The organism is Roseobacter sp. TSBP12 (genome assembly GCF_009129705.1).
In the GTDB taxonomy this organism is placed as follows: domain Bacteria; phylum Pseudomonadota; class Alphaproteobacteria; order Rhodobacterales; family Rhodobacteraceae; genus Celeribacter; species Celeribacter baekdonensis_A.
This window is the reverse complement of sequence record NZ_PYIB01000060.1, coordinates 1-22,753: the sequence shown is the minus strand read 5'-3', so window position 1 is coordinate 22,753 and position 22,753 is coordinate 1. Positions and strand designations below refer to the sequence as shown.

Annotated in this window: 18 protein-coding genes; 9 read left to right on the top strand and 9 right to left on the bottom strand. The window is 58.6% G+C overall.

Features of this window, described 5'->3' with window-relative positions; all coding sequences use genetic code 11:
• Position 1 precedes the first annotated feature (1 nt).
• The 3 genes from C8029_RS17570 (at position 2) to C8029_RS17560 (ending at position 3,392) form a co-directional block, all read left to right on the top strand.
• Complete coding sequence (locus C8029_RS17570; protein WP_009572620.1) at positions 2 to 556, top strand: sarcosine oxidase subunit gamma; 555 nt, start codon at positions 2 to 4, stop codon at positions 554 to 556.
• A gap of 18 nt (positions 557 to 574) precedes the next feature.
• Positions 575 to 1,843, top strand: coding sequence for a serine hydroxymethyltransferase (glyA, locus tag C8029_RS17565; protein ID WP_152003398.1), 1,269 nt, complete (start codon positions 575 to 577; stop codon positions 1,841 to 1,843).
• A 139-nt stretch (positions 1,844 to 1,982) separates the two neighbouring features.
• On the top strand, positions 1,983 to 3,392 hold the full coding sequence (locus C8029_RS17560; RefSeq protein ID WP_152003397.1) for an L-serine ammonia-lyase: 1,410 nt from the start codon (positions 1,983 to 1,985) through the stop codon (positions 3,390 to 3,392).
• A 134-nt stretch (positions 3,393 to 3,526) separates the two neighbouring features.
• On the opposite strand, the gene fdhA is transcribed toward C8029_RS17560, so the two are convergent.
• The 6 genes from fdhA to C8029_RS17530 form a co-directional block, all read right to left on the bottom strand.
• Positions 3,527 to 4,714 carry a formaldehyde dehydrogenase, glutathione-independent gene (gene fdhA / locus C8029_RS17555; protein WP_009572623.1) on the bottom strand — a complete coding sequence of 396 codons (1,188 nt, stop codon included), beginning with the start codon at positions 4,712 to 4,714 and terminating at the stop codon, positions 3,527 to 3,529.
• 278 nt (positions 4,715 to 4,992) lie between these two features.
• Positions 4,993 to 5,931, bottom strand: coding sequence for an ABC transporter permease (locus tag C8029_RS17550; protein ID WP_152003396.1), 939 nt, complete (start codon positions 5,929 to 5,931; stop codon positions 4,993 to 4,995).
• Positions 5,932 to 5,943: 12 nt separating this feature from the next.
• Complete coding sequence (locus tag C8029_RS17545; protein ID WP_152003395.1) at positions 5,944 to 7,191, bottom strand: ABC transporter permease; 1,248 nt, start codon at positions 7,189 to 7,191, stop codon at positions 5,944 to 5,946.
• A gap of 170 nt (positions 7,192 to 7,361) precedes the next feature.
• The gene (locus C8029_RS17540; protein WP_152003394.1) at positions 7,362 to 8,447 is read right to left on the bottom strand and encodes an ABC transporter substrate-binding protein; all 1,086 of its coding nucleotides are present in this window, start codon (positions 8,445 to 8,447) and stop codon (positions 7,362 to 7,364) included.
• A gap of 87 nt (positions 8,448 to 8,534) precedes the next feature.
• The gene (locus C8029_RS17535; RefSeq protein ID WP_009572627.1) at positions 8,535 to 9,635 is read right to left on the bottom strand and encodes an ABC transporter ATP-binding protein; all 1,101 of its coding nucleotides are present in this window, start codon (positions 9,633 to 9,635) and stop codon (positions 8,535 to 8,537) included.
• Positions 9,636 to 9,874: 239 nt separating this feature from the next.
• Positions 9,875 to 10,921: a GlxA family transcriptional regulator gene (locus C8029_RS17530; protein ID WP_152003393.1), complete on the bottom strand. Its 1,047-nt coding sequence runs from the start codon at positions 10,919 to 10,921 to the stop codon at positions 9,875 to 9,877.
• A gap of 412 nt (positions 10,922 to 11,333) precedes the next feature.
• On the opposite strand from C8029_RS17530, the gene C8029_RS17525 reads away from it, so the two are divergent.
• The 5 genes from C8029_RS17525 to C8029_RS17505 all read left to right on the top strand — a co-directional run bounded on the left by C8029_RS17525 (position 11,334) and on the right by C8029_RS17505 (position 17,608).
• Positions 11,334 to 12,083, top strand: coding sequence for an electron transfer flavoprotein subunit beta/FixA family protein (locus C8029_RS17525; RefSeq protein WP_152003392.1), 750 nt, complete (start codon positions 11,334 to 11,336; stop codon positions 12,081 to 12,083).
• Between the two features lie 19 nt (positions 12,084 to 12,102).
• Positions 12,103 to 13,035, top strand: a complete 933-nt coding sequence (locus tag C8029_RS17520; RefSeq protein ID WP_009572630.1) for an electron transfer flavoprotein subunit alpha/FixB family protein — start codon at positions 12,103 to 12,105, stop codon at positions 13,033 to 13,035.
• A gap of 38 nt (positions 13,036 to 13,073) precedes the next feature.
• Complete coding sequence (purU, locus tag C8029_RS17515) at positions 13,074 to 13,931, top strand: formyltetrahydrofolate deformylase (protein ID WP_009572631.1); 858 nt, start codon at positions 13,074 to 13,076, stop codon at positions 13,929 to 13,931.
• Between the two features lie 61 nt (positions 13,932 to 13,992).
• Positions 13,993 to 14,880 carry a bifunctional methylenetetrahydrofolate dehydrogenase/methenyltetrahydrofolate cyclohydrolase FolD gene (gene folD, locus C8029_RS17510; protein WP_009572632.1) on the top strand — a complete coding sequence of 296 codons (888 nt, stop codon included), beginning with the start codon at positions 13,993 to 13,995 and terminating at the stop codon, positions 14,878 to 14,880.
• 166 nt (positions 14,881 to 15,046) lie between these two features.
• A complete protein-coding gene (locus tag C8029_RS17505; protein ID WP_009572633.1) occupies positions 15,047 to 17,608 on the top strand; it encodes a GcvT family protein in 2,562 nt (853 codons plus the stop codon).
• 134 nt (positions 17,609 to 17,742) lie between these two features.
• On the opposite strand, the gene C8029_RS17500 is transcribed toward C8029_RS17505, so the two are convergent.
• From C8029_RS17500 to C8029_RS17490, 3 genes are all read right to left on the bottom strand, one after another.
• Positions 17,743 to 19,401, bottom strand: coding sequence for a BCCT family transporter (locus C8029_RS17500; RefSeq protein ID WP_009572634.1), 1,659 nt, complete (start codon positions 19,399 to 19,401; stop codon positions 17,743 to 17,745).
• A 49-nt stretch (positions 19,402 to 19,450) separates the two neighbouring features.
• Positions 19,451 to 20,002: a universal stress protein gene (locus C8029_RS17495; RefSeq protein WP_226946385.1), complete on the bottom strand. Its 552-nt coding sequence runs from the start codon at positions 20,000 to 20,002 to the stop codon at positions 19,451 to 19,453.
• A 317-nt stretch (positions 20,003 to 20,319) separates the two neighbouring features.
• A complete protein-coding gene (locus C8029_RS17490; protein ID WP_286190003.1) occupies positions 20,320 to 21,702 on the bottom strand; it encodes an AraC family transcriptional regulator in 1,383 nt (460 codons plus the stop codon).
• Here C8029_RS17490 and C8029_RS17480 point away from each other — a divergent pair.
• Positions 21,686 to 22,636, top strand: a complete 951-nt coding sequence (locus C8029_RS17480) for an alpha/beta hydrolase family protein (protein WP_009572638.1) — start codon at positions 21,686 to 21,688, stop codon at positions 22,634 to 22,636. The two genes, C8029_RS17490 and C8029_RS17480, sit on opposite strands and share 17 nt — an antisense overlap.
• The last annotated feature ends 117 nt before the right edge of the window (positions 22,637 to 22,753 follow it).

Genomic DNA, 22,753 nt, shown 5'->3' with positions numbered 1-22,753 from the left:
CATGTCCAAGCATATCTCTTCTCTGGCTCCATCGGTCGTGGTGGATACCGCGGCTGCCCATGTGGCCGTCACGCCAATGACCGGACGGATTTCGCTGCGCGCGCGCGGCGATCTGGCGGCGATCGGCAAGGCCATTGGCGTCAGCTTGCCGACCCAAATTGGCATCTGCGCCAAAACTGACGGGATTGAGGTTGTGTGCCTCGGCCCTGATGAGTGGACCCTGCTTGTGCCGCTCGATCAGATCGAAAAGGTGCAAGGCGCTTTGGCGACCCTCGCCCCGTCGTTGCCGCACTCGATGACCGAAATCACCGGACGCGAGATCACCTTTCAGATCGAAGGCCCGCACGCCGCTGACCTGATGAGCATTGGCTGTCCGCGCGACATTTCCACCATCAAGGTGGGTCAGGCGCGCCGCACGCTTTTTGACGGTGCCACCGTCGTTCTCTGGCGCGATGCCGAGACCAGTTTCCGCATGGATGTCTGGAACAGCTTCGCCCCTTTCCTTGCCTCAACCCTTGAGACCGGTGCGAAAGAACTCGCCGCCGAACTCGCTTGACCCCGAAGGATTTTCCGCATGTTTGACCGCCTGCAAAGACCCGAGATCGCCGATGCCGATGTTGCTTCCGCGATTGGTGAGGAACTCGACCGTCAACAAACCCAGATCGAACTGATCGCTTCCGAGAACATCGTGTCCCCGGACGTGATGGCCGCGCAAGGTTCTGTGCTGACCAACAAATACGCCGAAGGCTATGCTGGCAAGCGCTACTACGGTGGCTGTGAGTTTGTCGACAAGGTTGAAGTTTTGGCCATTGAGCGCCTGAAGAAATTGTTCGGTGCCGAATACGCCAACGTGCAGCCGCACTCCGGCGCACAGGCCAATCAGGCTGTGTTCCTCGCCCTTCTGCAACCGGGCGACCGTATCATGGGTCTTTCGCTGGCCCACGGCGGTCACCTGACCCACGGGTCTCCTGTGACCATGTCCGGTAAATGGTTCGATGTCGTCTCCTATGAGGTCGACCCTGAAACCCACCTGATCGACATGGAAAAGGTGCGTGAGAAAGCGCTCGAAACCAAGCCGAAGCTGATCGTGGCCGGCGCCTCTGCCTACCCGCGCGTCATCGACTTCGAAGGCTTCCGCAAGATCGCCGACGAAGTGGGCGCCTACCTGATGGTCGACATGGCGCACTATGCCGGTCTGATCGCGGGCGGCAAATACCCGAACCCGGTGCCGCACGCGCATGTGACCACCTCCACCACCCACAAGACCCTGCGCGGTCCGCGTGGTGGCGTGATCTTGTCGAACGACGAAGCGATTGCGAAAAAACTGAACTCCGCCGTCTTCCCGGGCAATCAGGGCGGCCCGCTGATGCACGTCATCGCAGCGAAAGCCGTGGCGTTTGGCGAGGCGCTTCAGCCGTCCTTCGCGGACTACGCCGGTCAGGTGATCGAGAACGCGAAAGCTCTGGCGGACGTTCTCAAAGTCGGCGGTCTGGGCATCGTTTCTGGCGGCTCCGATTGTCACATGGTTCTCGTCGATCTGCGCCCAAAAGGCGTGACCGGCAAAGTGGCCGAGATCGCTTTGGAACGGGCTGGTCTGACCTGTAACAAGAACTCGATCCCGAACGACCCGGAGAAGCCTTTCGTGACCTCCGGCGTGCGTCTGGGCACCTCTGCGGGCACCACACGTGGGTTCAAAGAGGCCGAGTTCGAACAGATTGGCTCGCTGATCCTGCGCGTGCTCAACGCCTTGTCGGACAATCCCGAGGGGGACGCCGCGGTCGAAGCCGAGGTTCTCGCAGACGTGCGCAAACTTTGCGCCGATTTCCCGATCTACGGCGCATAATCCAGACGCGGCATCCCGCCGGGGGGTGCCGCGCGGCCCGAACACATGTTGATCTTGGATTGATCGCCTGATTGATCGCTCGATATACCTCCGGGGCCTGTCGTAGATCACGCAGGCCCCCATTTGCGGAAGGCTTCCCATGTTCCTGTCTGTCTTCGACGTTTTTAAAATCGGCATCGGGCCCTCTTCATCACACACGATGGGGCCGATGGTCGCCGCCGCGCGGTTCATCGAAGAACTCCACGACCGGAACTTCAATATTCCCGGCGCCGGCAAACTTCATCGTCTCGGCGCCAGCCTTCACGGTTCCCTGGCCTTTACCGGCAAGGGCCACGCCACCGATCGTGCTGTCCTTCTTGGGTTTTGCGGCTATACGCCGGAGACCCTTGATCCCAACGCAATCGACGAGATCGAAGACCGGGTCCGGCGCGAAAAGGTTGTGCACCTGGAGGGTCTGGGCGCGCTTGCTTTCGATCCTGACGTGGATCTCGTTTTCGACTGGGGCCCACCGCTTGAAGGCCATGCCAACGGGCTGATCCTGAAAGCCTTCGACAAAGCCGGTAACGCCTATCAAACGCGCACCTTCTATTCCATTGGTGGCGGCTTTGTTGTCACCGCCGAAGAGTTGGCCGCGCAGAAAAACGACACCCAGAGCCTGCACAACGAAAAAGCGGCACGGGCTTTTCCCTACCCCTTTGGCTCTGCCAAGGAGATGCTCGATATGGGCATCACGTCCGGCAAAACCATTGCCGAGATGAAACGTGCCAATGAGCGCAAAGTCTATGGTGCCGATCTGGAACCGAAACTTGACCGGATCATCGAGACCATGAACGAGTGTATCGACCGTGGACTTGCACAAGACGGCATCCTCCCCGGTGGGCTGAACGTCAAACGCCGGGCCAAGGGCATCCATGAATCTCTGAAGGCCGAACAAGGTCTCAACATCACCGCACCGCATGTCGCCAACGACTGGATGAGCGTCTACGCCATGGCGGTGAACGAGGAAAACGCCGCCGGGGGCCGGGTCGTGACCTCCCCCACCAACGGGGCGGCAGGTGTTGTCCCGGCGGTGATGCGCTATTATCGCCATCATTGTGTCGGCGCGAGCGACGCGAAACTGCGCGACTTTTTGTTGGTCGCAGCGGCCATTGGCGGGCTGATCAAACACAACGCCTCAATCTCTGGTGCGGAAGTCGGGTGCCAAGGCGAAGTGGGATCTGCGGCGGCAATGGCGGCGGGCGCGCTGTGCGCCGTGCTGGGCGGCACCAATGCGCAGGTGGAGAACGCCGCTGAAATCGCTCTGGAACATCACCTCGGCATGACCTGTGATCCCGCGGCCGGGCTTGTTCAGGTGCCATGCATCGAACGCAACGCGCTTGGCGCGATCAAGGCGGTGTCGGCGGCATCTCTGTCCCTGCGCGGCGACGGCACGCATTTCATGCCGCTCGACAACTGTATTCAAGTGATGTTGGAAACCGGGCGCGACATGAACCTCAAATACAAAGAGACGTCCACGGGTGGCATCGCGGTCAATTTGCCGGAGTGCTGATCTTCCCCGTGTGACAGGCCTCAAAACGCGCGCAGCTTTGGCTTCGCGCGTTTTTCTGTGTTGGTTCTTCGCCCAACGCGCACGAAAAAGGGCGACCCATGGGGCCGCCCTGTCCGTGTCATCTCGCAAACGGGTCAGCTTGCTTTCAGCATCCCATGCGGGTCGAGGACGAATTTCTTCGCGGCCCCGTGATCGAAGGCATCGTAGCCCGCCGCGGCGTCTTCGAGAGAGATGATCTGGGCATTCACGATTTTCGCAATCGGCAAACGACCATGCAGGATCGCCTGCATGAGCTGACGGTTGTATTTCAGCACCGGCGTCTGACCGGTGTGAAAGCTCTGAGCTTTCGCCCAACCCTGACCGAAGCGCAGCGATAGGCTACCAACTTTGGCGGCTTCGTCCACAGCGCCCGGATCTTCGGTCACGTAGAGGCCGGGGATGCCGATGGAACCTGCAACACGGGTGATTTCCATCATCTGGTTGAGCACGATGGCGGGCTGTTCGCCGCCGGTGTGACCGCGGGCTTCAAAGCCCACAGCGTCAATGGCGGCATCCACTTCGGGGCTACCAGTGATTTCGGCGATCATCTCGCCAAGGCGATCGCCCTTGTTCAAATCGACCGGGACAAACCCCATCTTGGCGGCGTGATCGAGGCGCTCTTTGTTGAAATCACCGATCAGAACCACAGCCGCCCCGAGAACCTGAGCGGAAGCCGCCGCAGCCAGACCAACAGGACCCGCGCCTGCGACATAGACGATGGAGCCGACGCCCACACCCGCCTGAACCGCACCGTGAAACCCGGTCGGAAGAATGTCGGACAGCATGGTCAGATCGGTGATCTTGTCGAGGGCTTGATCACGATCCGGGAACTTCAGAAGGTTGAAGTCGGCGTAAGGCACCATGACATAGCGCGCCTGACCGCCGACCCAGCCGCCCATATCGACATAGCCATAGGCCCCGCCTGCACGTTCGGGGTTCACGGTGAGACAGACGCCCGTGTCCTGTTCTTTACAGCACCGGCACCGGCCACAAGCGACGTTAAACGGCACGGAGACGATGTCGCCGATCTCAAGCATCTCGACGTCAGAGCCTTTTTCGATCACTTCGCCGGTGATCTCGTGACCGAGGACAAGGCCCTCGGGCGCGGTGGTGCGGCCACGCACCATGTGCTGGTCGGAGCCACAGATGTTGGTGGACACCACTTTCAGGATCACGGCGTGACCGAGCTTGCGCCCATCCGGCGCGGCCATGGTCGGGTCTGCAATGTCCTGAACCTCGACCTTGCCGGGGCCCATGTAGACGACACCTCTGTTGGAACTCATGATATATCCTCCCATTACGGGCGCGCTAGGCCGCCCTCTTACTTGCACATGTTCAGGGATCGAACGCTCCGTCCTCCCGGAGCGGGCCAACCCCTTGCACGTTGCGGACTGGCCGCACGCGCGTCCGTTCAGCAGACAGTGTCAGGCCGGGTCGAGGCGCGGAGAGATGAGGCAAACGCGCAGGACATTTGCGCCAGATGTAAAAACGCGCCCTTCCCAGCGGAAAGGCGCGCAATCAGGACAGATGTCTTTGGCAGGAAACCGCTGCTACATGCGCCTTAATGCGCTGCAACCCCCCGGAGCCGTTCAGACCGGCGGCGCAAAATTTCCACGACGGTCAAAAGCGCAATCGAGATCACCACAAGGATCGTCGCCACAGCAAGGATCGCAGGGCTGATCTGTTCGCGAATGCCGCTCCACATTTCACGCGGGATGGTTTGCTGATCGGGCCCCGCGATGAACAGCACCGCGACCACTTCGTCAAAGGAGGTGACGAAGGCAAAGAGACCGCCCGAAATCACACCCGGCAGGATCAACGGCATCACCACTTTGAAAAAGGTGCGGCGCGGATTGGCACCAAGGCTTGCCGCAGCCCGGATCAGGGACTGGTCAAAACCCGAAAGCGTCGCCGTTACAGTGATGATCACAAACGGAATGCCAAGAGCGGCATGGGCCAAAACGACGCCGGTGTAGGTCGAGGTCAACCGACCGCATTCAAAGCCGAAAATGGCGCAGGGGTTCGAATAGAAAAAGAACATCCCTGTGGCGACGATGATGATCGGCACGATCATCGGGCTGATCAGGATCGCCATGATCGTCCGCCGCCATGGCATTTCCGGGCGTGACAGGCCAAGTGCGGCCAATGTCCCCAGAACCGTTGACAGGATCGTCGCCCAAAAGCCGATGATCACGGAGTTCTTCGCCGCTTTCACCCAATCCGCATTGTGCCACAGATCGGACCACCACGCCCCATCACGCACCGCTTCGGAGGCCTGCATCCCCGAGGTCAAAAGCGAGTCATACCAGCGCATGCTATAGCCCTCGGCATCAAAGCTCAGCATTTTCTCCGTGTAGGTGAAATACGGCTCCGCATTGAAGGACAACGGGACGATGACAAGGATCGGCGAAATCAGGAAGACGAACACCAGAACGCAGATCACCAGATAGGTGGCATGCCAAGCACGTTCGAGTGGGGAGGCATAGGTCGGAAGGGCCATCAGTCTCTCTCCTTAACCGAGTTTCAATTTGTCGATGCCGATCAGGCGATCATAGAGCCAGTACAGCACCAGAACCCCGACCAGAAGCATGGTTGCCAGAGCCGCCGCCATGGACCAATTCGCCTTGGTCATGTGGAACTGCACCATGTTCGAGAAAAGCTGACCATCCGCACCGCCGACCAACGCCGGGGTGATGTAGTAACCAACCGCAAGGATAAAGACCAAGAGCACGCCAGCCCCAATGCCGGGGATCGTCTGCGGCAGGTAAATACGGCGGAAGGTCGTCCAGCTCGTCGCGCCAAGGCTACGGGCCGCGCGGGTGTAACTCGGCGGGATCACACGCATTACGGAATAGAGCGGCAACACCATGAAGGGCAACAGGATATGCACCATGGCAATAATCGTGCCGGTCTGGTTGTAGATCATCTGAATACGGCCATCGTCACCGATGATGCCAAGCGCCACGAGAATGCTGTTGATGACGCCTTGGCCTTGCAACAGCACAATCCAACTTGTCGTTCGCACCAGAAGCGAGGTCCAGAACGGCAACAGCACAAGGATCATCAACAGGTTGGCCTTGGCCATCGGCAGGGTCGCAAGCAAATGCGCGACCGGGAAAGCCAAAAGCAAGCAAATCGCCGTGATGACTGCAGCAACAACAAAGGTTTTGATATAAAGTTTGAAATAGATGCGCTGGTTCTCATCCACCTTGACGAGTTTGCCGTCCGCATCCCGTTCACGGTCAAAGGCGATGGTATAAAAATCCAACGTCCAAGGGCTGGAGGCCGTCCGCATCGCATTCCAGACACGCGGGTCCTGCCAATCCTCATCAATATCGAGCAGCGCGGCCATATAAGGCGGCTCAAGATCCGCAGCCTTGCGCGCGGACTTGGTAAAGAGCGAGCGCGTGCCAGACACAACATAGTTGATCCGGGTGCCGGCATCCCCCGCCATACGCGTTTCTTTCATCAGGTTGAGATCGGAGGCCAGCGCCGCATAGGCGGCCTCATCGGGCACGGTGCCCTTTGGGTTCGCCTCGAACCATTGCGTCAGTGCCGGAACGGTTTGGGAAAAGCCGTCATTGTACACCGAACGCTGCAACATCTGGCCGATGGGCACGGCGAATGTAATCACAATGAATGCGAGCAACGGTAGGACCAGAAAGAAGGCACGGCGTTTTGCACGAGCCTGTGCCGTGGCCAAAGCGGCCTTGAGTGGGCGCCCGTCCGCGGTGGTCAACTGAGAAGCGACGTCAGACATCCTTTTTCCTATCTTGCTTTATGCGCCAAAGCGGCGCGCCATGCTGCGGCCACTTGTTGACGTCCGAGTCAGAACACGGTTCGGCGAAAGAGCTCAGAACGCGCTTTCGCCAGTTTGCCGGAGAACGAGGGGAAGGACGTCCTCCGGCAAGCTTTCGATCCGATGTCGGATCAGTTGGACAGGAGCCACGCGTTGAAACGCTCGCCAAGCTCGGTCTCACGGTCGACCCAGAAATCCGCAGAAGAGGCCAACGCGTTGGTCATATTCGCCGGATAGGTCGGCAGGTTCGGCGCCATCGGAATGTCGGTGCCGTTGACATTGCCCACCAGCGGTGCAGCGGATTTACGCGGCGTGCCGTAGGAGATGCGCTCGGAGAAGCGGGCGGAGGAGGCGCTGGAGGTCGCGAATTTGATGTACTCCATCGCAGCTTCTGCGTTCGGAGCACCTTCGGGGATCACGTAACCTTCCCACTCAAACACCTGACCGTCCCAGAGCACTTCGAAGGGTTTGCCTTCGTTCACGGCGGCGTTGAAAATCCGACCGTTATAGGACATGGTCATGACCACTTCGCCATCGGCCAAAAGCTGCGGCGGCTGTGCGCCAGCTTCCCAATAGATCGCGTCATTCTTGATGGTGTCGAGTTTCGCGAAAGCGCGATCCACACCTTCGTCGGTGTCGAGCACGTCATAAACCTCGGCTGCGGGAACGCCATCGGCCATCAACGCCATTTCCAGAACCACTTTCGGGCTCTTCAAAACCCCGCGTTTGCCCGGGAATTTCTCGGTGTCGAAGAAATCGGCGACGGAGGACGGTGCCGCACCTTCGGCGAATTTCGACGCATCAAACGCAACGGCGGTGGCATAGATGTCGTTCGGCACCATGCATTCGCTCAGCGTGCCTTCGAGGAAATCGTCCATCGCCGGGGTGCCATCGATCCCATCGGGCAGCATCGAGGCATCAATCGGCATCAATTGACCTTCGTCGCACAGGCGCACGGCATCGGAGAGCAGGAACAGAGCGACGTCGGTGGTGACGTTGCCCGCATCCACTTGGGCTTTAACCGGAGTGGCGGGGTTGTCGGCGTCGACAGAAACGATACCAATGCCAGTTTCTGCGGTGAACGGCTTGTAATACGCTTCGGTTTCAGCCGCGGAATAAGACCCACCCCAGCTCATGATGGTGATGTCATCGGCCAGCGTCGGAAGTGCAAGGCCACCAAGCGCCGTGGTGAGGGCGAAAAGAGTCTTCTTGTTCATATTTCTCTCCATGTTGGATCGGGACTTTCGCGCGGTTCAAGCCGCGCGTCTCTTGCCTCGCCCCGGTTGAACCGAAGCGAAGAAAACTCAGATCATGTCCAGCGCACGCGCATCAAGCGGGTTCCAACCAATGCGAATGCGTTGGCCGGGGGACAAGGGAACCTGGTCAATGGTGTTGCGACATTTCAAGACGAACTCATCATGGCCCGCCACCTTCATGCGGGTGCGCAGAATGTCCCCCATGTAAATCACTTCGAGCACTTCCGCGTCGATGGTGTGCGACCCTTCAGGGATCAGTTCGGGTTTGAATTCAACACGTTCCGGGCGAATGGACACCAAGGTCTTTTCGCCTTTTGCGCGGACATTCACCGCCGTCGCATGAATCCGTTCGCCATTCTCAAGACACACCACGGCCCGGTCGCCGTTCAGCTCTTCGATCACGCCGGGCAGTTTGTTATTCTCGCCAATGAAGCCCGCAACGAAACTGTTGTCCGGCCGTTCATAAAGTTCCGCAGGTGGCGCGAGCTGTTGAATGCGGCCATCGTTGAACACGGCGACGCGATCCGACATGGTTAGCGCCTCGCCTTGGTCATGGGTCACATAGACGACGGTGATGCCAAGGCTCTCGTGCAGGTGTTTGATCTCGAATTGCATATGTTCGCGCAGCTGCTTGTCGAGTGCACCGAGCGGTTCGTCCATCAACACCAGCTTGGGGTCAAACACCAAAGCGCGAGCCAAGGCGATCCGCTGTTGCTGTCCGCCCGAAAGCTGGGCCGGGCGACGATTGGCAAAGGCCCCCATCTGCACCATATCAAGGGCGCGTTTGACCTTTGTTTCACGCTCGGATTTGCCCATGCCGCGCACTTCGAGCGGGAAAGCAAGGTTCTCACCCACTGTCATATGCGGGAAAAGTGCGTAGTTCTGGAACACCATACCGATGCCGCGTTTGTGCGGCGGCACCTGGTTGATCGGTTGACCATCGAGGCGGATCTCGCCATGGGTTGCCGTTTCAAACCCGGCCAACATCATCAGACAGGTGGTTTTGCCACTGCCTGACGGTCCAAGCATGGTCAGGAACTCACCCTTGGCCAGTTGCAGGTTGAGGTCTTTCACCACGAGGGTCTCGCCATCGTAGCTTTTCTGTACATGTTCGAAAGACACGAACGCATTGTCGCTGGATGCAACCATGACCCAAACTCTCCCCGAGTTTTTTTATTGTTGAGCCGTGCGGAGCCAATGAGGCCCGCCGACAAAGATTGGGAGGAGTATTGGGAGATGAAAAGTGCGCGGGGAGTAAATATACGTCAAAACAACAGTATTATCACGACATCAGACGAAGATCCCGCCTAACAAATTTGCAAAGCGTCATATTTTTGTGCAAATACGTCACTTTTAAATGCCGTCAAGGTCAATAACGCGTCTAATTTTTAATTTTCCACGACGGATGATTGTCGGAAAGACTGGGGCGTATCGCCGTAACGCCGCCGAAACATGCGACTCAAATGCGAAGAATCACAGAAACCGCAGTCCACGGCGATCTGAGCGACAGACTTTTGCGTCTTCTCAATCAAGTGTTTGGCAAGGTCCAATCGCATGTCGAGAAAAGCCGCCTGTGGTGACGTGTTCAAGGCGAGGCGGAAGTGGCGCTCAATCTGACGTTTGCTGTTGCCCATCCGTAGCGCGACGTCCTGAACCGAGATCGGCGTGTCGATGTTTTGCTGCATCAATAACAGCGCACGCTGGACAATCGGGTCCTGCGTCTTGAGATCAAGCGGCAGACCCGGCTGTGGTTTTTCCGCCTGAAGCGCATCGTCGATGATCATAATATGCAGGCTTTTGCTGGCCTGCGAGCGGCCAACATGTTTGTCCACCAAATAGGCGGCCAAATGCGCCGAACTCACCCCACCCGAACAAGTCAGGCGGTCACGATCGACCACAAAAATCTGATCCGCGACGGGGCTGAGACCTTCGAATTGCTCTAAAAAATCAGAATGATGAAACCAGCTCACGCAACAACGATACCCGTTGAGCAACCCAACCTGGTGCAGGAAAAAGGCACCGGTGCAAACCCCAACCAAGGGAACGCCCGCATCCGCAGCCTGATGCAGAAAGCGGTGATAGGCCTGCCCCAGACTGGGAGTTTCATCCATCAACCCGCCCACCACAACAATGTAATCAAACCGCCGCGGATCGCCCAATCGCTCCTTCGGCTGCACTGTGATGCCACAGCTCGACTGCACAGGATCCATCGTGTCAGACAGCACAGTCCAGTCACAGAGAATCGGACGGCTGCGATCCCCATCGTCGGCGGCAAGACGCAACACATCGACGAAATTCGCAAAGGCACAGAGCGTAAAGCGGCGCGCTAGGATAAACCCGACGGAGAGACGCGGCCCCTCGTCTCTCGCTTTCAGCGCACGCAAGTTTGTCGTGCGCGGTTGCGAAACTGACTCTTGTGAAGACGGAGTCGTCATCTTTGTCTCTCCAAACAGGAAACCCCATATCTTTGTCGTAGCGATAATCTCGCTTTGACGCAAACATTCTATTTTTCGACGCAAAAAGTCGTCAGGTTGCTCCTCACGATGCCGTAATCCGGTTCTCTTGGTGAAAAACGACAAGTGACGTCGGGAGGGTAGGTCAACAGGATCGCAAACAACCGCTGACACTGGCGGTCCGTCCGAACGTTTGCGAACACCGCTGCACCTGCGCTCCAAAGATAGCCAAAGACCTGGTGATCGGCATGGCAAACCCGGCCAGACTGGGAACGCCACCGGGAGCATCGCTTCGGCACCCTGCTCCCCAATCTTGGAAATAATTCAAAGGCCTCGCCATAGGTGAGGGCCACCCCGAAGACTTTGCGTTTCGGGGCCGACAGAAGAGGGAAACATGAAAGTACTCGTTCCTGTAAAACGGGTGGTCGATTATAATGTGAAAATCCGCGTCAAGGCGGACAATTCCGGTGTCGACCTCGCCAATGTCAAAATGTCCATGAACCCCTTTGACGAGATCGCCGTCGAAGAGGCCGTGCGTCTGAAAGAAGCGGGCAAGGCGGATGAGATCATCGCCGTATCCGTTGGTCCGGCACAAGCGCAAGACGTGTTGCGCACCGCGCTCGCCATGGGCGCAGATCGCGCCATTCTGATCACCGTCGACGGCACTGTTGAGCCGCTCACCGTTGCGAAACTCCTGAAAGGTGTTGTCGCAGACGTGGCCCCCGAACTGGTAATCCTCGGCAAACAGGCGATCGACGATGACGCCAACCAAACCGGTCAGATGCTCTCCGCTCTTCTCGGCTGGTCGCAGGCCACCTTTGCCTCCGAAATCGAGCTGGGCGATGGCACCGCAAAAGTCACCCGCGAGATCGACGACGGTCTTCAGGCCATTGAGGTCAAACTCCCGGCCATCGTGACCGCCGACCTGCGCCTCAATGAGCCGCGCTACGCCTCTTTGCCGAACATCATGAAGGCCAAGAAAAAGCCGCTCGAGACAAAAGAACCCGGCGATTATGGCGTCACTGTCGAGCGTCGCCTGAACGTGTTGCGCGTCGAAGAGCCGTCTCAACGCGAAGCGGGGATCAAAGTGTCCTCTGCCGCCGAGCTGATCGACAAGCTCAAAAACGAAGCCGGCGTCATCTGACCCAGAGGGAACTTTCAACATGGCTATTCTTCTTTTCGCAGAACATGACAATGCGAGCCTGTCGGAGCAAACCGCAAAGGCTCTGACGGCCGCGTCCCAAATCGGTGGCGACGTCGATATTTTGATCGCGGGCAAAAGTGCGTCTGCCGCCGCCGAAGCCGCCGCAAAACTAAGTGGCGTGCGCAAGGTGTTGTTGGCCGAAAGCGAGGCGCTCGAACAGCGTCTGGCCGAAGCCGCCGCAGCGCTCATCGTTTCGCTTGCGCCGGAGTATGACACTATTCTGGCCCCAGCCACGACCAGTGGCAAAAACGTACTGCCGCGCGTCGCGGCGCTGCTCGATGTGATGCAGGTGTCAGAGGTCACCGAAGTGGTGTCCGCCGACACGTTCAAACGTCCGATCTATGCCGGCAACGCCATCGAAGTCGTGCAACCCACGGATGCCACCAAGGTTCTGACCGTGCGCACCGCGGGCTTTGCCGCCGCAACGGACGGCGGCTCCGCAGAGGTCAGCCCCATCGATGCCCCCTCAAACGGCAGCGATCTGTCCTCTTTCATCAAGAACATTCAAACGGAAAGCGACCGCCCGGAACTGAACTCCGCCAAGATCATCGTCTCCGGGGGCCGTGCTCTTGGGTCTGAAGACAAGTTCAACGAGGTCATCACGCCTCTGGCCGACAAACTCGGTGCCGCTGTGGGGGCGTCCCGCGCCGCAGTGGATGCGGGCTATGCGGCGAACGATCTTCAGGTAGGTCAAACCGGCAAGGTTGTCGCCCCCGATCTCTACATTGCCTGCGGCATCTCTGGTGCAATCCAGCACCTCGCAGGGATGAAAGATTCGAAAATCATCGTGGCGATCAATACCGATGAAGACGCCCCAATCTTCCAAGTGGCGGATTATGGCATCGTTGGCGATCTCTTCGACATCCTGCCCGAGCTCGCGCGCCAACTCTGACGCGCGCCTCTCAGACATTTATGAACGGAACCAGACATATGAGCTCCAATTCCTACATTCTGCGCGTCGCCTGTGACGACCAGCCGGGCATCGTTGCCACCATCAGCGCCGCCATGTCCTCACGCGGGGCAAACCTCGCTGAATCCAACCAGTTCTGGGATCGCAAGACGAACAAATTCTTCCTGCGTATGTCCTGCCTTTTTCCCGAGTCTGTCACCAAGGACAGTGTCGAACTGGCCTTGAAACCTGCCGTCGACCGGTTCAGCCTGAAACTCAAGGTCGAGGATGAGACCCGCAAGCCGAAGATCATCATCATGGTGTCGAAATTCGACCACGCGATGCTGCACCTTCTGTACCAGATCAAAACCGGCTGGCTTGACGCCGAAGTGGCGGCCATCGTGTCCAACCACGAAGACGCCCGCAAAGTCGCCGAACAGGAAGGCATTCCCTTCTATTGCTGGCCGGTGAACAAAGAGAACAAGACCGAACAGGAAGATAAACTGGCCGCCCTCGTTCAGGAAACCGGGGCCGAGCTGGTGATCCTTGCACGCTACATGCAGGTGATTTCCAACGAGCTGTCCAATCAGCTCTTTGGTATGATCATCAACATCCACCATTCCTTCTTGCCGTCCTTCAAAGGCGCGAAGCCCTATCACCAGGCCTATGACCGTGGTGTCAAACTCATCGGGGCGACCGCGCATTATGTGACGCCTGATCTTGATGAGGGCCCGATCATCGAACAGGAAACCGAGCGCGTCACCCACACCATGTCCGCCGAGGATTTCGTCGCAACAGGTCGCGACATCGAATCTCGCGTTCTGGCCCGTGCGGTGAAATATCACCTCGAAGGTCGTGTCATGCTGAATGACAACCGTACCGTCGTTTTCACTCCGTAATCCCTGTCCGGGAGGGGGCCGGTACGCCGGTCCCTTTTTGACTTTTCAAGGAGGTGCGTCCATGACGGCACATATCATCGACGGAAAGGCATTTGCCGCAGGTCTTGGGGATCGGATTGCCGAGGGTGCTGCTGCGTTTGCTGACAGGACGGGCCGCGCGCCCGGTCTTGCGGTTGTGCTGGTCGGCTCTGACCCGGCCAGTGAAATCTATGTCCGCAGCAAGGGCCTGATGGCCCGTAAGCTCGGCATGGAGAGTTTCGAACATACCCTGCCCGCAGAGACCACGCAGGACACATTGATGGCGCTCATCGCGGAATTGAACGCCAATGAGGCGGTGGACGGCATTCTTGTTCAGCTCCCCCTGCCCGACCACCTCGACAGCCTTCAGGTGATCGAAGCGATTGACCCGGCCAAGGATGTCGACGGGCTGCATCCGCTGAGCGCGGGGTATCTCGCCTCCGGTCTGCCCGGTCTGGTGTCCTGCACCCCACTGGGCTGTCTGATGCTGCTCAAAGATCAACTTGGATCCCTCTCTGGACTTGATGCGATTGTCGTCGGGCGCTCGATTCTCGTCGGCAAACCGATGGCTCAGCTTTTGTTGGCGGAAAACTGCACCGTGACCATGGCGCATTCACGCACGGCTGATCTGGCGGAAAAAGTCGGCAAGGCTGATATCGTCGTGGCCGCCGTCGGTCGTGCCGAAATGATCAAAGGCGACTGGATCAAAGACGGCGCCACCGTGATCGACGTCGGCACCAGCCGCGTCATCCGCGATGGGCAAAAGTACCTCGTGGGGGATGTCGACTTTGCCGCCGCGTCTGAAAAAGCCCGCGCCATCACGCCGGTTCCGGGCGGCGTTGGTCCGATGACCATCATGACGCTGATGCACAACACGCTGATCGCCGCTTACCGGCGCAAGAATTATCCAGTTCCGGAGTTGGGTGCATGACGCCCTGCGACGATATGAAGATCGGCACAGATTCTGGCCGCGCGACGGGTGTGTCCCGTCGCGCGGCTTTTGTCGGTTTCGGGGCCGACGTTTTCCCCCGTGAATCCCGGCGCAGTTTCCCCGCGCTATCCACAGACAAGCACCTCGAAAAGAAGGATTGAGAGATATGTCTTCGTTCCCCAACAGGGCCAAAGTTGTCATCGTCGGTCTCGGCGGTATCGTCGGCGCCTCCGTCGCGCATCATCTCATTGAAAACGGCTGGGACGATATTGTCGGCATCGACAAATCCGCCGTTCCCACAGACATCGGATCGACCGGACACGCGTCGGACTTCTGTTTCGCCACGAGCCACGATCTTTTGAGCACGTGGAGCACCATGTACTCGATGGATTTCTACGAGAAGATGGGCCGTTACTCCCGCATCGGTGGGATCGAAGTGTGCCGCAAGGGAGACGATGATCGCCTGACTGAGCTCAAGCGCCGCTGTGACAGTGGTCGTGCCTTTGGCTCCAACGTCCGCATGATCACCGCCGCAGAGGCCAAAGAGAAATTCCCGCTTCTCGAAGAAGACCAGATCGAATGCGCCATGTGGGACCCCGACGCCGGTCTCGTGGTGCCGCGCTCCCAAGCCGTCGCAGGCGAATTGATCGACGCCGCCGAGAAAAGCGGCAAGCTCAAAGTCTTCGCCAACACCCCTGCGCTGGAACTGATCACCGAGAATGGCCGCGTCACCGGCGTGAAAACCCACCGTGGCACGATCATGGCCGATTACGTTGTGGTCTGTGCCGGCCTCTGGGGTCGTTTGATTGCTGAGATGGCGGGCGAAGACCTCCCGGTCATGCCGGTCGACCACCCGCTGACCTTCTTTGGGCCCTATGATGAATTCGCTGGCACCGGTCTCGAAATCGGTCGTCCTCTGCTGCGCGATCAGGGCAACTCCGCCTATATGCGTGACACCGGCGACCCTGCGACCACCGAGGGTGGCCAGATGGAATGGGGCTACTATTACGAGAAAGACGTGCGCATGGTGCATCCGCGCGACATTCTTGAAAAAGAAGAGGCCCGCATGGGTCCGTCCATGCGCGACCTCGTGCTGGAGGACGTGATCGAGCCGCTTGAAAAAGCCATGGAGCTGACGCCGATCCTCGCCGAACTTGGTTTCAACGAAGGTCACTCCTTCAACGGTCTTCTGCAAACCACCACCGATGGCGGTCCGTCGATGGGCGAAAGCCGCAAGCTGCGGGGCCTGTGGTACGCCGTCGCGATCTGGGTCAAAGACGGTCCTGGCATGGGCAAGCTCATTGCCGACTGGATGACCAAGGGCCGCACGGATGTCGACCACAACGGCATCGATTACGCGCGCTTCAACGACTACCAACTGACCGAAGACTACATTTGGGGCCGGTGCGAAGAAACCGCCGCGAAAATCTACAACCCGCCGGTCCACCCGCGCGAACCCTTCGCGAATGCCCGTGGCATCCGTCGCTCGCCTTTCTATGAGCGCGAAGTCGAGCTGGGGGGCTATTTTATGGAGCTTGGCGGCTGGGAACGGGCGCATGGCTATGCGGCCAACGAGCATCTTCTCGAAAAATATGCTGATCAAGTGCCGGTGCGCGAAGCCGAGTGGGACAACCGTCACTTCTGGCGCGTGTCCAACGCCGAACAGCTTGAGATGAGCGCGGATTGTGGCATCATCAACCTGTCGCACTTCCACATGACCGACATCTCCGGTCCCGATCACGTTGCGCTGATGGAATATCTCTGTGCGGCCAAAATCGGCGGTGACAACATGATCGGCAAGGGGATTTACACCCATATGCTTGATGACGAAGGCATGGTGCGCGCCGACTTTACGGTGTTCCGCATGGAAGACCGTTGCCGTCTGGTGAACGGGGCTGACGCCGGTCCGCGTGATCTGATGTGCATGAAACGTATGGCCCAAGATCGCGGTCTCGACGTCACCATCACGGACGTGACCGAGGATTACACCACGGTTGGCATTTGGGGTCCGAACGCGCGTGAGAACCTCAAAAAGGTTGTCGCCGATCCCGATATGCTCGACGTGGAAAACTTCCCCTTCGCTGCGATCAAGACGATCGAGATTGCGGGTAAAAAAGTCTCCGCTTTCCGCATTTCCTATGTCGGGGAGCAAGGCTGGGAACTTCACATGCGCTACGAGGACGGTCTGGCCGTCTGGGACGCGCTGCGGGCTGAGGGTGTTCTGGCCGTGGGGGTTGAAACCTATGCCAACTCGCGTCGTCTGGAGAAATCCCTGCGCCTGCAAAACGCCGATCTCAACACGATGTACAACCTCTACGAAGCTGATCTGTCGCGTCCGAAGGTGAAAGAAGCGGAGTTTCGCGGCAAAGAGAAACACCTCGAATACCGTGCGCGGGACCACCAACCGGCGATGCTTTGTACCCTCGTGATGAAAGAGCACACCGACGCAAACGGCGTGAAGCGCTATCCGAACACCACCCTGCCGGTGATGGACCCGGAAACGGGCGAGGTGCTGATCGACGAGCTGGGGCGTCGGTCCTTTACCTCTTCTGTCGCGTTCGGTCCGACTGTGGGCAAGAACATCGCGCTGGCCTACCTGCCGTGGGACTATTGTCAGGTCGGGCGCGAGCTCAACGTCACCTATCTTGACGAGACCTATCCGGTTGAAGTTGCAGGTGTCGGCTACGCACCGCTCTATGACCCGGAAAACACCAAACCGCGCAGCTAAGGCGCGGGGCCGTGGCTAAACATCAAAGGGGCGCCAAGTGCGCCCCTTTTTCATTTGGGTGGGGAATCGCCGCGTCGTCCTGACGCGTCAGGAAAGAGGCACTGGGGCCGCCTGCGCAGCCCCAGCCAGTTGTATTAGTCTTTTATAGCCCGTTCCGCTTGAAGGCCTCGCGCCACCGCGAAGCACATCAGCAACAACACGACGGTAAACGGCAAACCTGTCGAGATGACCATGGATTGCAGGGATTGCAGCCCGCCCGCACTCAGCAACAAGACGATGGCAACAGCCCCTTCAAAGATGCACCAAAAGGCACGCTGTGGAACCGGTGCGTCCACTTTGCCGCCTGCCGTGATCGTATCAATGACCAGCGACCCCGAGTCCGATGACGTCACAAAGAACACCACCACCAGAACGATCCCGACGAGCGAGGTGATCGCGCTGAGAGGCAAGACATCCAACATCTTGAAAAGTTTGAGTTCAAGAGAGGCGTCCTGCGCCATCGTGTACCCATCGTTGATCACCTGATAGAGAGCCGTGCCGCCAAAAACGGACATCCACAGCACACAGACCAGAGACGGAATCAACAGCACACAGACAACGAATTCGCGGACGGTCCGACCCCGGCTCACACGGGCAATGAACATGCCGACAAAAGGCGACCAACTGATCCACCACGCCCAATAGAACGACGTCCACCCTTGGCTAAAGTTGACATCTTCGCGGCCAATCGGGTTCGACAGCGCCGGAAGATATTCGATATAGGCCATCAGGGAGCTGCCGAAGAGTTTGATGAGATAGGCCGTCGGCCCAATCAACAGAACAAAAACGAGCAGCAAGAAAGCCAGACCCATATTGATTTCCGACAGGATTTTGACACCGCCATCAAGACCGCGAAGCACGGAAACAAGTGCAATCGCCGTGATGCCGGAAATCAAAAGCACCTCAGTGGTTGGTCCGACGGGCAAACCGAACAATTCGTTCAGACCCGCATTGGCCTGCGTCGCGCCGAAACCAAGGGATGTTGCCAACCCAAAGAGCGTTGCGAACACAGCCAGCGTGTCAATGATATGGCCGACCCAGCCCCAAACCGCGTCCCCGAAAATCGGGTAAAACGCAGATCGGATGGTGAGAGGCAGGCCCTTGTTATAGCTGAACAGGGCCAAAGCCAAAGCCACGACGGCATAAATCGCCCAAGGGTGCAAACCCCAGTGGAAAATCGTCGCAGCCATGCCAAGACGCACCGCATCCGCTTCGTTTCCAGCCGCTGCACCAAGCGGCGCCCAGTCCGTGCGCACACCGTTTTCCATCACCGTCCCACCCAAAGAGGATGAGAAATGGCTCATCGGCTCTGACACACCGTAGAACATCAACCCGATGCCCATACCGGCGGCGAATAACATCGCGAACCATCCAACGTAACTGTAATCCGGGGCGGCTTCGGTGCCGCCAAGGCGCACATTGCCCCAAGGCGTTATGATGAGAAGAAGACAAAAGAGCACAAAGATATTTGCGGCGCCGATGAAGAACCAGTCAAAGCCTTTGGTGACAGATGAGAACAACCAGCTGAACAAGGTCCCGGACTGTTCCGGCAGAGCCAGCGCATAGAAAACGAAAGCTACAATTGCGAGGCCGGACACCATGAAAACCGGATTGTGGATGTCGAACCCGAAAGGTCCAAGAGAGCCTTCCACGTTATCTTGTCCGATTTCGTAGTCTGTCTCGATAATTTCAACGTCCCCTTCAGGGGAAGGGATACCTTCTGGTGTAAGGTCCTGAGGTGATTGGTCGGCCATGAGGCCTCCTTTCGTTCCTTTTGGAATGGGTGGTTATTTTGATGGGTGCTTATTCACGCACGAGCATGACAGAAATGTCGCTATGCGCTGCAAGATGTGCACCATGGCCGGACCAGATATAGTCTGTTGCGTTGGGAACATGTGTGGCCATCACCACGAGATCGGCCCCAAGCGTGCTGATCGCTTTTTCGAGCTCGCGATCCTTTTGAACCGCCGGATCTTGACTGACGATCATATGACTTTCGGTTTTGATGTTATACTTTCCGGCCTCCTGCTCCGCGAATGCTGCAAGTTTTGCTTCGAATTCTTTCGGCGTGTGCGCGACAGAACTCGGCATCGGCGTTGTCACTCCGACATAGCAAATGCTGGCATCATGCGTTTGTGCAAGATTTCCGGCCACGCGAAGCGCTTTTTGCAATCTGTCCACATGGGACATGTCGATTGGCACGACTATTTTCTTAAACATTGTCTCTCCTTTATTGCTTGTCATCTCCCCGCATCGGCACATCAACGCCTGCGCACGAGAACCCCGGTCAATCTCAGGCCGGTACAGGATGAAGGAAACTGACCACCCATGGTGGACAGCGAGAACAGCCTTCATGCATGACAAGTCTTACATTTTTCAGGGTAATCGGCAAATGAGATGTCAGATAAATGCAGAGGCCTTCGCTCTGCCGCAAACTTCACGGTAGAATTGGAGTGGCTTGCAGTCCGGCAGAAGTAGGTCCCACGGTCTTTGACTTTGATGTAGGTCTCGTCCATCCGCCACCCATATGGCGACGCTGGCATAGTCACATGTGCCGGGAAACCAGACAGTTTGCGACAGTATCAAACTGACTCAAAACCCAAATGCGGACTTTGTCTAACGGTTGGTGACGCTCACATCAGGATCATCGGCATCCGTTTGCGGCCCTCGCCCTAACGCCCGTGCTTGCTTGCAAACGCGCCAGGTGACAAGCCCTCATGCCGGACAAAAGCCAGTCCGAATGCACTGGCGGACCCGTAACCGACCCTGAGTGCAATCTCGGTATTGTTCAACCTGCCCTGCCGCAGCAAAGTCTTGGCAACGGCCATGCGCCAGTCGGTCACATATTCCAGCGGCGCGCGGCCAACCTCTTTTCGAAACCGTTCGAAGAAGGTTGACCGCGACATACCCGCCTCTTTGGCCAAGTCTGACACGGAGAGGGCACCGCCCGCCTCGGCGTGGATACGCCGCAAAGCACTCGCCAATTGCGGGTCTGACAGGCCGCGCAAGAGACCTGGTGGCAGGGCCGTTGCAGGGCCCGAACGCAGAGCCTCGATCAGCAGGACCTCCAGCAATCGCTCCAGGATCATCTCGCGCCCCGGCCGGTCAGCGCGGGTTTCCTCATGGATCACGGGCACCAGGGCGGTCAGGCGGGAATGACCTGAGACATGAATCATCTCTGGCAGCAGCGACACGAGCAGATCACTTGCCGGCGCGTCAAAACGGCAATGCCCGACAAGGGCGCGAACATCGACCGAAGCGTCGCTTGAGCCAAGCCGGAAACGCCCTGGGCCGGTTTCAAGCGGCAGGTGCGGCGTATGCAGGGGCGGAGGAACTTCGCTGGACATGGTGAAGCCCTGCAGGTGGGGGATCAGCACGAAATCACCAGCCGTCAGCGTGACCGGATCGCGCCCGGTCACCTTTAACTGACTCCGTCCTTCGACCATCGCGCAATAAAAGGGGCTGGCCATGTCGCGCCGCTCCACCAGCCACGGGCCACCGGCCTCGACCATCTTGGAGATGGAGACCGTCGGTTTGAGCAAGGTAACGACACTGGAAAGGGGATCTGAGACACTGTCGAGCATGGATTTGGACGATTGATGTATGATTGTGGACAAATGTATATAGAACGAACGGTCTCCGTTGTCTATCTCTCTGTCACTGAAGACAGGGAGATCTGATATGCCCGCATCCTCATTGCCGGTTGTTCCACCGGTTTCGGTCAGGCCATCGTCGCGCAGTTTCTCGATCAGGGGCGGGAGGTCATCACCTCGATGCGCCGCCCCTCTGCCGATGAACTGCCCGAGTCCGACCGCCCGAAGGTGCTGCTCTTGGACGTGACCGACCCCGAGAGCATCGCCCTCGCGCTTGCTCACTTGGACCAGATTGACGCGCTGGTGAACACCGCCGGCCTTGGCATGCTCAACGTATTGGAAATCGCGGACATTGCGCAGGTCCGCGAAGAAGGCCTTGCACCGTCCTGATCCACGCGCCGCAGCGAAGATGCGGCGCTCATCCTCTAGAAAAGGAAACTTTCCCATGAACAGACTGATCAACCTGTCCCGCGCTCTCCCGGCGCCAGAGTCGGACATCACCGTGGCCTATACACCAATCCGGCTGCCTATGCCGGGGCGCCAGCCGCTTGAGCTGCGCCTGACCGCACCGGCGACTGGGGGCAACCTGCCCATCGTGATCCTGTCGCATGGCTTCGGCCCCTCGAATTATATACCATCCAAAGACGGCTACGCCCCGCTTGCCCAGTTCTGGGCCGAACGCGGGGTGGCCGTCATTCAGCCAACCCAGGCCAGCTCCCGTGTCGGCGGGCTGGACCCCGATCTGCCCAATGGGCCATTCTTCTGGCGCGAGAGGGTGGAGGAAATACGTGTCATCCTCGACCAACTGGCCGAGGTCGAGCGGCAAGCCCCCTCCGTGACCGGGCGGCTGGACCATGACCGGATTGCCGTGGCCGGGCATTCCTTTGGCGGCTTCACCTGCGGCCTTCTGCTTGGTGCGCGTCTGCAAGGCGAGGATTTTACCGATCCGCGCATCCGTGCCGGTATCCTGCTGGCGGCTCCGGGCCGGGGCGGTGCCGATCTGACGCCTGAAAATGCTGAGCGCTTTCCCTTTTTCGACGTGGATTTCAGTGGCATCAACATTCCGACCCTCGTGGTCTGCGGAGCGGAAGACGACCCGCATTTCACGCCCCGTGGCCCGGAATGGCACGCCGATCCCTTCCACGATGCACCCGGAGCCGATGCTCTGCTGACGATCAATGGCGTTGGCCATGGCCTTGGCGGTATCGCAGGGTGGGACGCCCGCGAAACCGAAGCCGAAGTCCCCGACGCGCTTGAGGCGACGTGCCGGTTGACGCTGGCCTGGTTGAGGAGCACGTTTGCCATCGAACCCACGGCTTGGGCGCAGAGCAAGACCGCACTCGAACGAAACGCGGCGGCCATTGCGAATATCACCCTGAACAGAAACACGATTTAGCTGCTTTGGCATCACGCGAAAAGCTCAGCGGCAGCGTCGCCCCTATCGTATAAGTCCACAGATCGAGCCGCGAAAGACGTCTGCCCGGTGTGCAGCCCCAGCAAGGGGCTGCACCAA

Coding starts and splice junctions, on each gene's coding strand:
- C8029_RS17500 (WP_009572634.1), bottom strand. CDS start 19,401: ATGGCCGACCAATCACCTCAGGACCTTACACCAGAAGGTATCCCTTCC.
- C8029_RS17480 (WP_009572638.1), top strand. CDS start 21,686: ATGAACAGACTGATCAACCTGTCCCGCGCTCTCCCGGCGCCAGAGTCG.
- purU (WP_009572631.1), top strand. CDS start 13,074: ATGAGCTCCAATTCCTACATTCTGCGCGTCGCCTGTGACGACCAGCCG.
- C8029_RS17495 (WP_226946385.1), bottom strand. CDS start 20,002: ATGAAGGCTGTTCTCGCTGTCCACCATGGGTGGTCAGTTTCCTTCATC.
- C8029_RS17520 (WP_009572630.1), top strand. CDS start 12,103: ATGGCTATTCTTCTTTTCGCAGAACATGACAATGCGAGCCTGTCGGAG.
- C8029_RS17570 (WP_009572620.1), top strand. CDS start 2: ATGTCCAAGCATATCTCTTCTCTGGCTCCATCGGTCGTGGTGGATACC.
- fdhA (WP_009572623.1), bottom strand. CDS start 4,714: ATGAGTTCCAACAGAGGTGTCGTCTACATGGGCCCCGGCAAGGTCGAG.
- C8029_RS17505 (WP_009572633.1), top strand. CDS start 15,047: ATGTCTTCGTTCCCCAACAGGGCCAAAGTTGTCATCGTCGGTCTCGGC.
- C8029_RS17550 (WP_152003396.1), bottom strand. CDS start 5,931: ATGGCCCTTCCGACCTATGCCTCCCCACTCGAACGTGCTTGGCATGCC.
- C8029_RS17530 (WP_152003393.1), bottom strand. CDS start 10,921: ATGACGACTCCGTCTTCACAAGAGTCAGTTTCGCAACCGCGCACGACA.
- C8029_RS17560 (WP_152003397.1), top strand. CDS start 1,983: ATGTTCCTGTCTGTCTTCGACGTTTTTAAAATCGGCATCGGGCCCTCT.
- C8029_RS17525 (WP_152003392.1), top strand. CDS start 11,334: ATGAAAGTACTCGTTCCTGTAAAACGGGTGGTCGATTATAATGTGAAA.
- glyA (WP_152003398.1), top strand. CDS start 575: ATGTTTGACCGCCTGCAAAGACCCGAGATCGCCGATGCCGATGTTGCT.
- folD (WP_009572632.1), top strand. CDS start 13,993: ATGACGGCACATATCATCGACGGAAAGGCATTTGCCGCAGGTCTTGGG.
- C8029_RS17535 (WP_009572627.1), bottom strand. CDS start 9,635: ATGGTTGCATCCAGCGACAATGCGTTCGTGTCTTTCGAACATGTACAG.
- C8029_RS17540 (WP_152003394.1), bottom strand. CDS start 8,447: ATGAACAAGAAGACTCTTTTCGCCCTCACCACGGCGCTTGGTGGCCTT.
- C8029_RS17545 (WP_152003395.1), bottom strand. CDS start 7,191: ATGTCTGACGTCGCTTCTCAGTTGACCACCGCGGACGGGCGCCCACTC.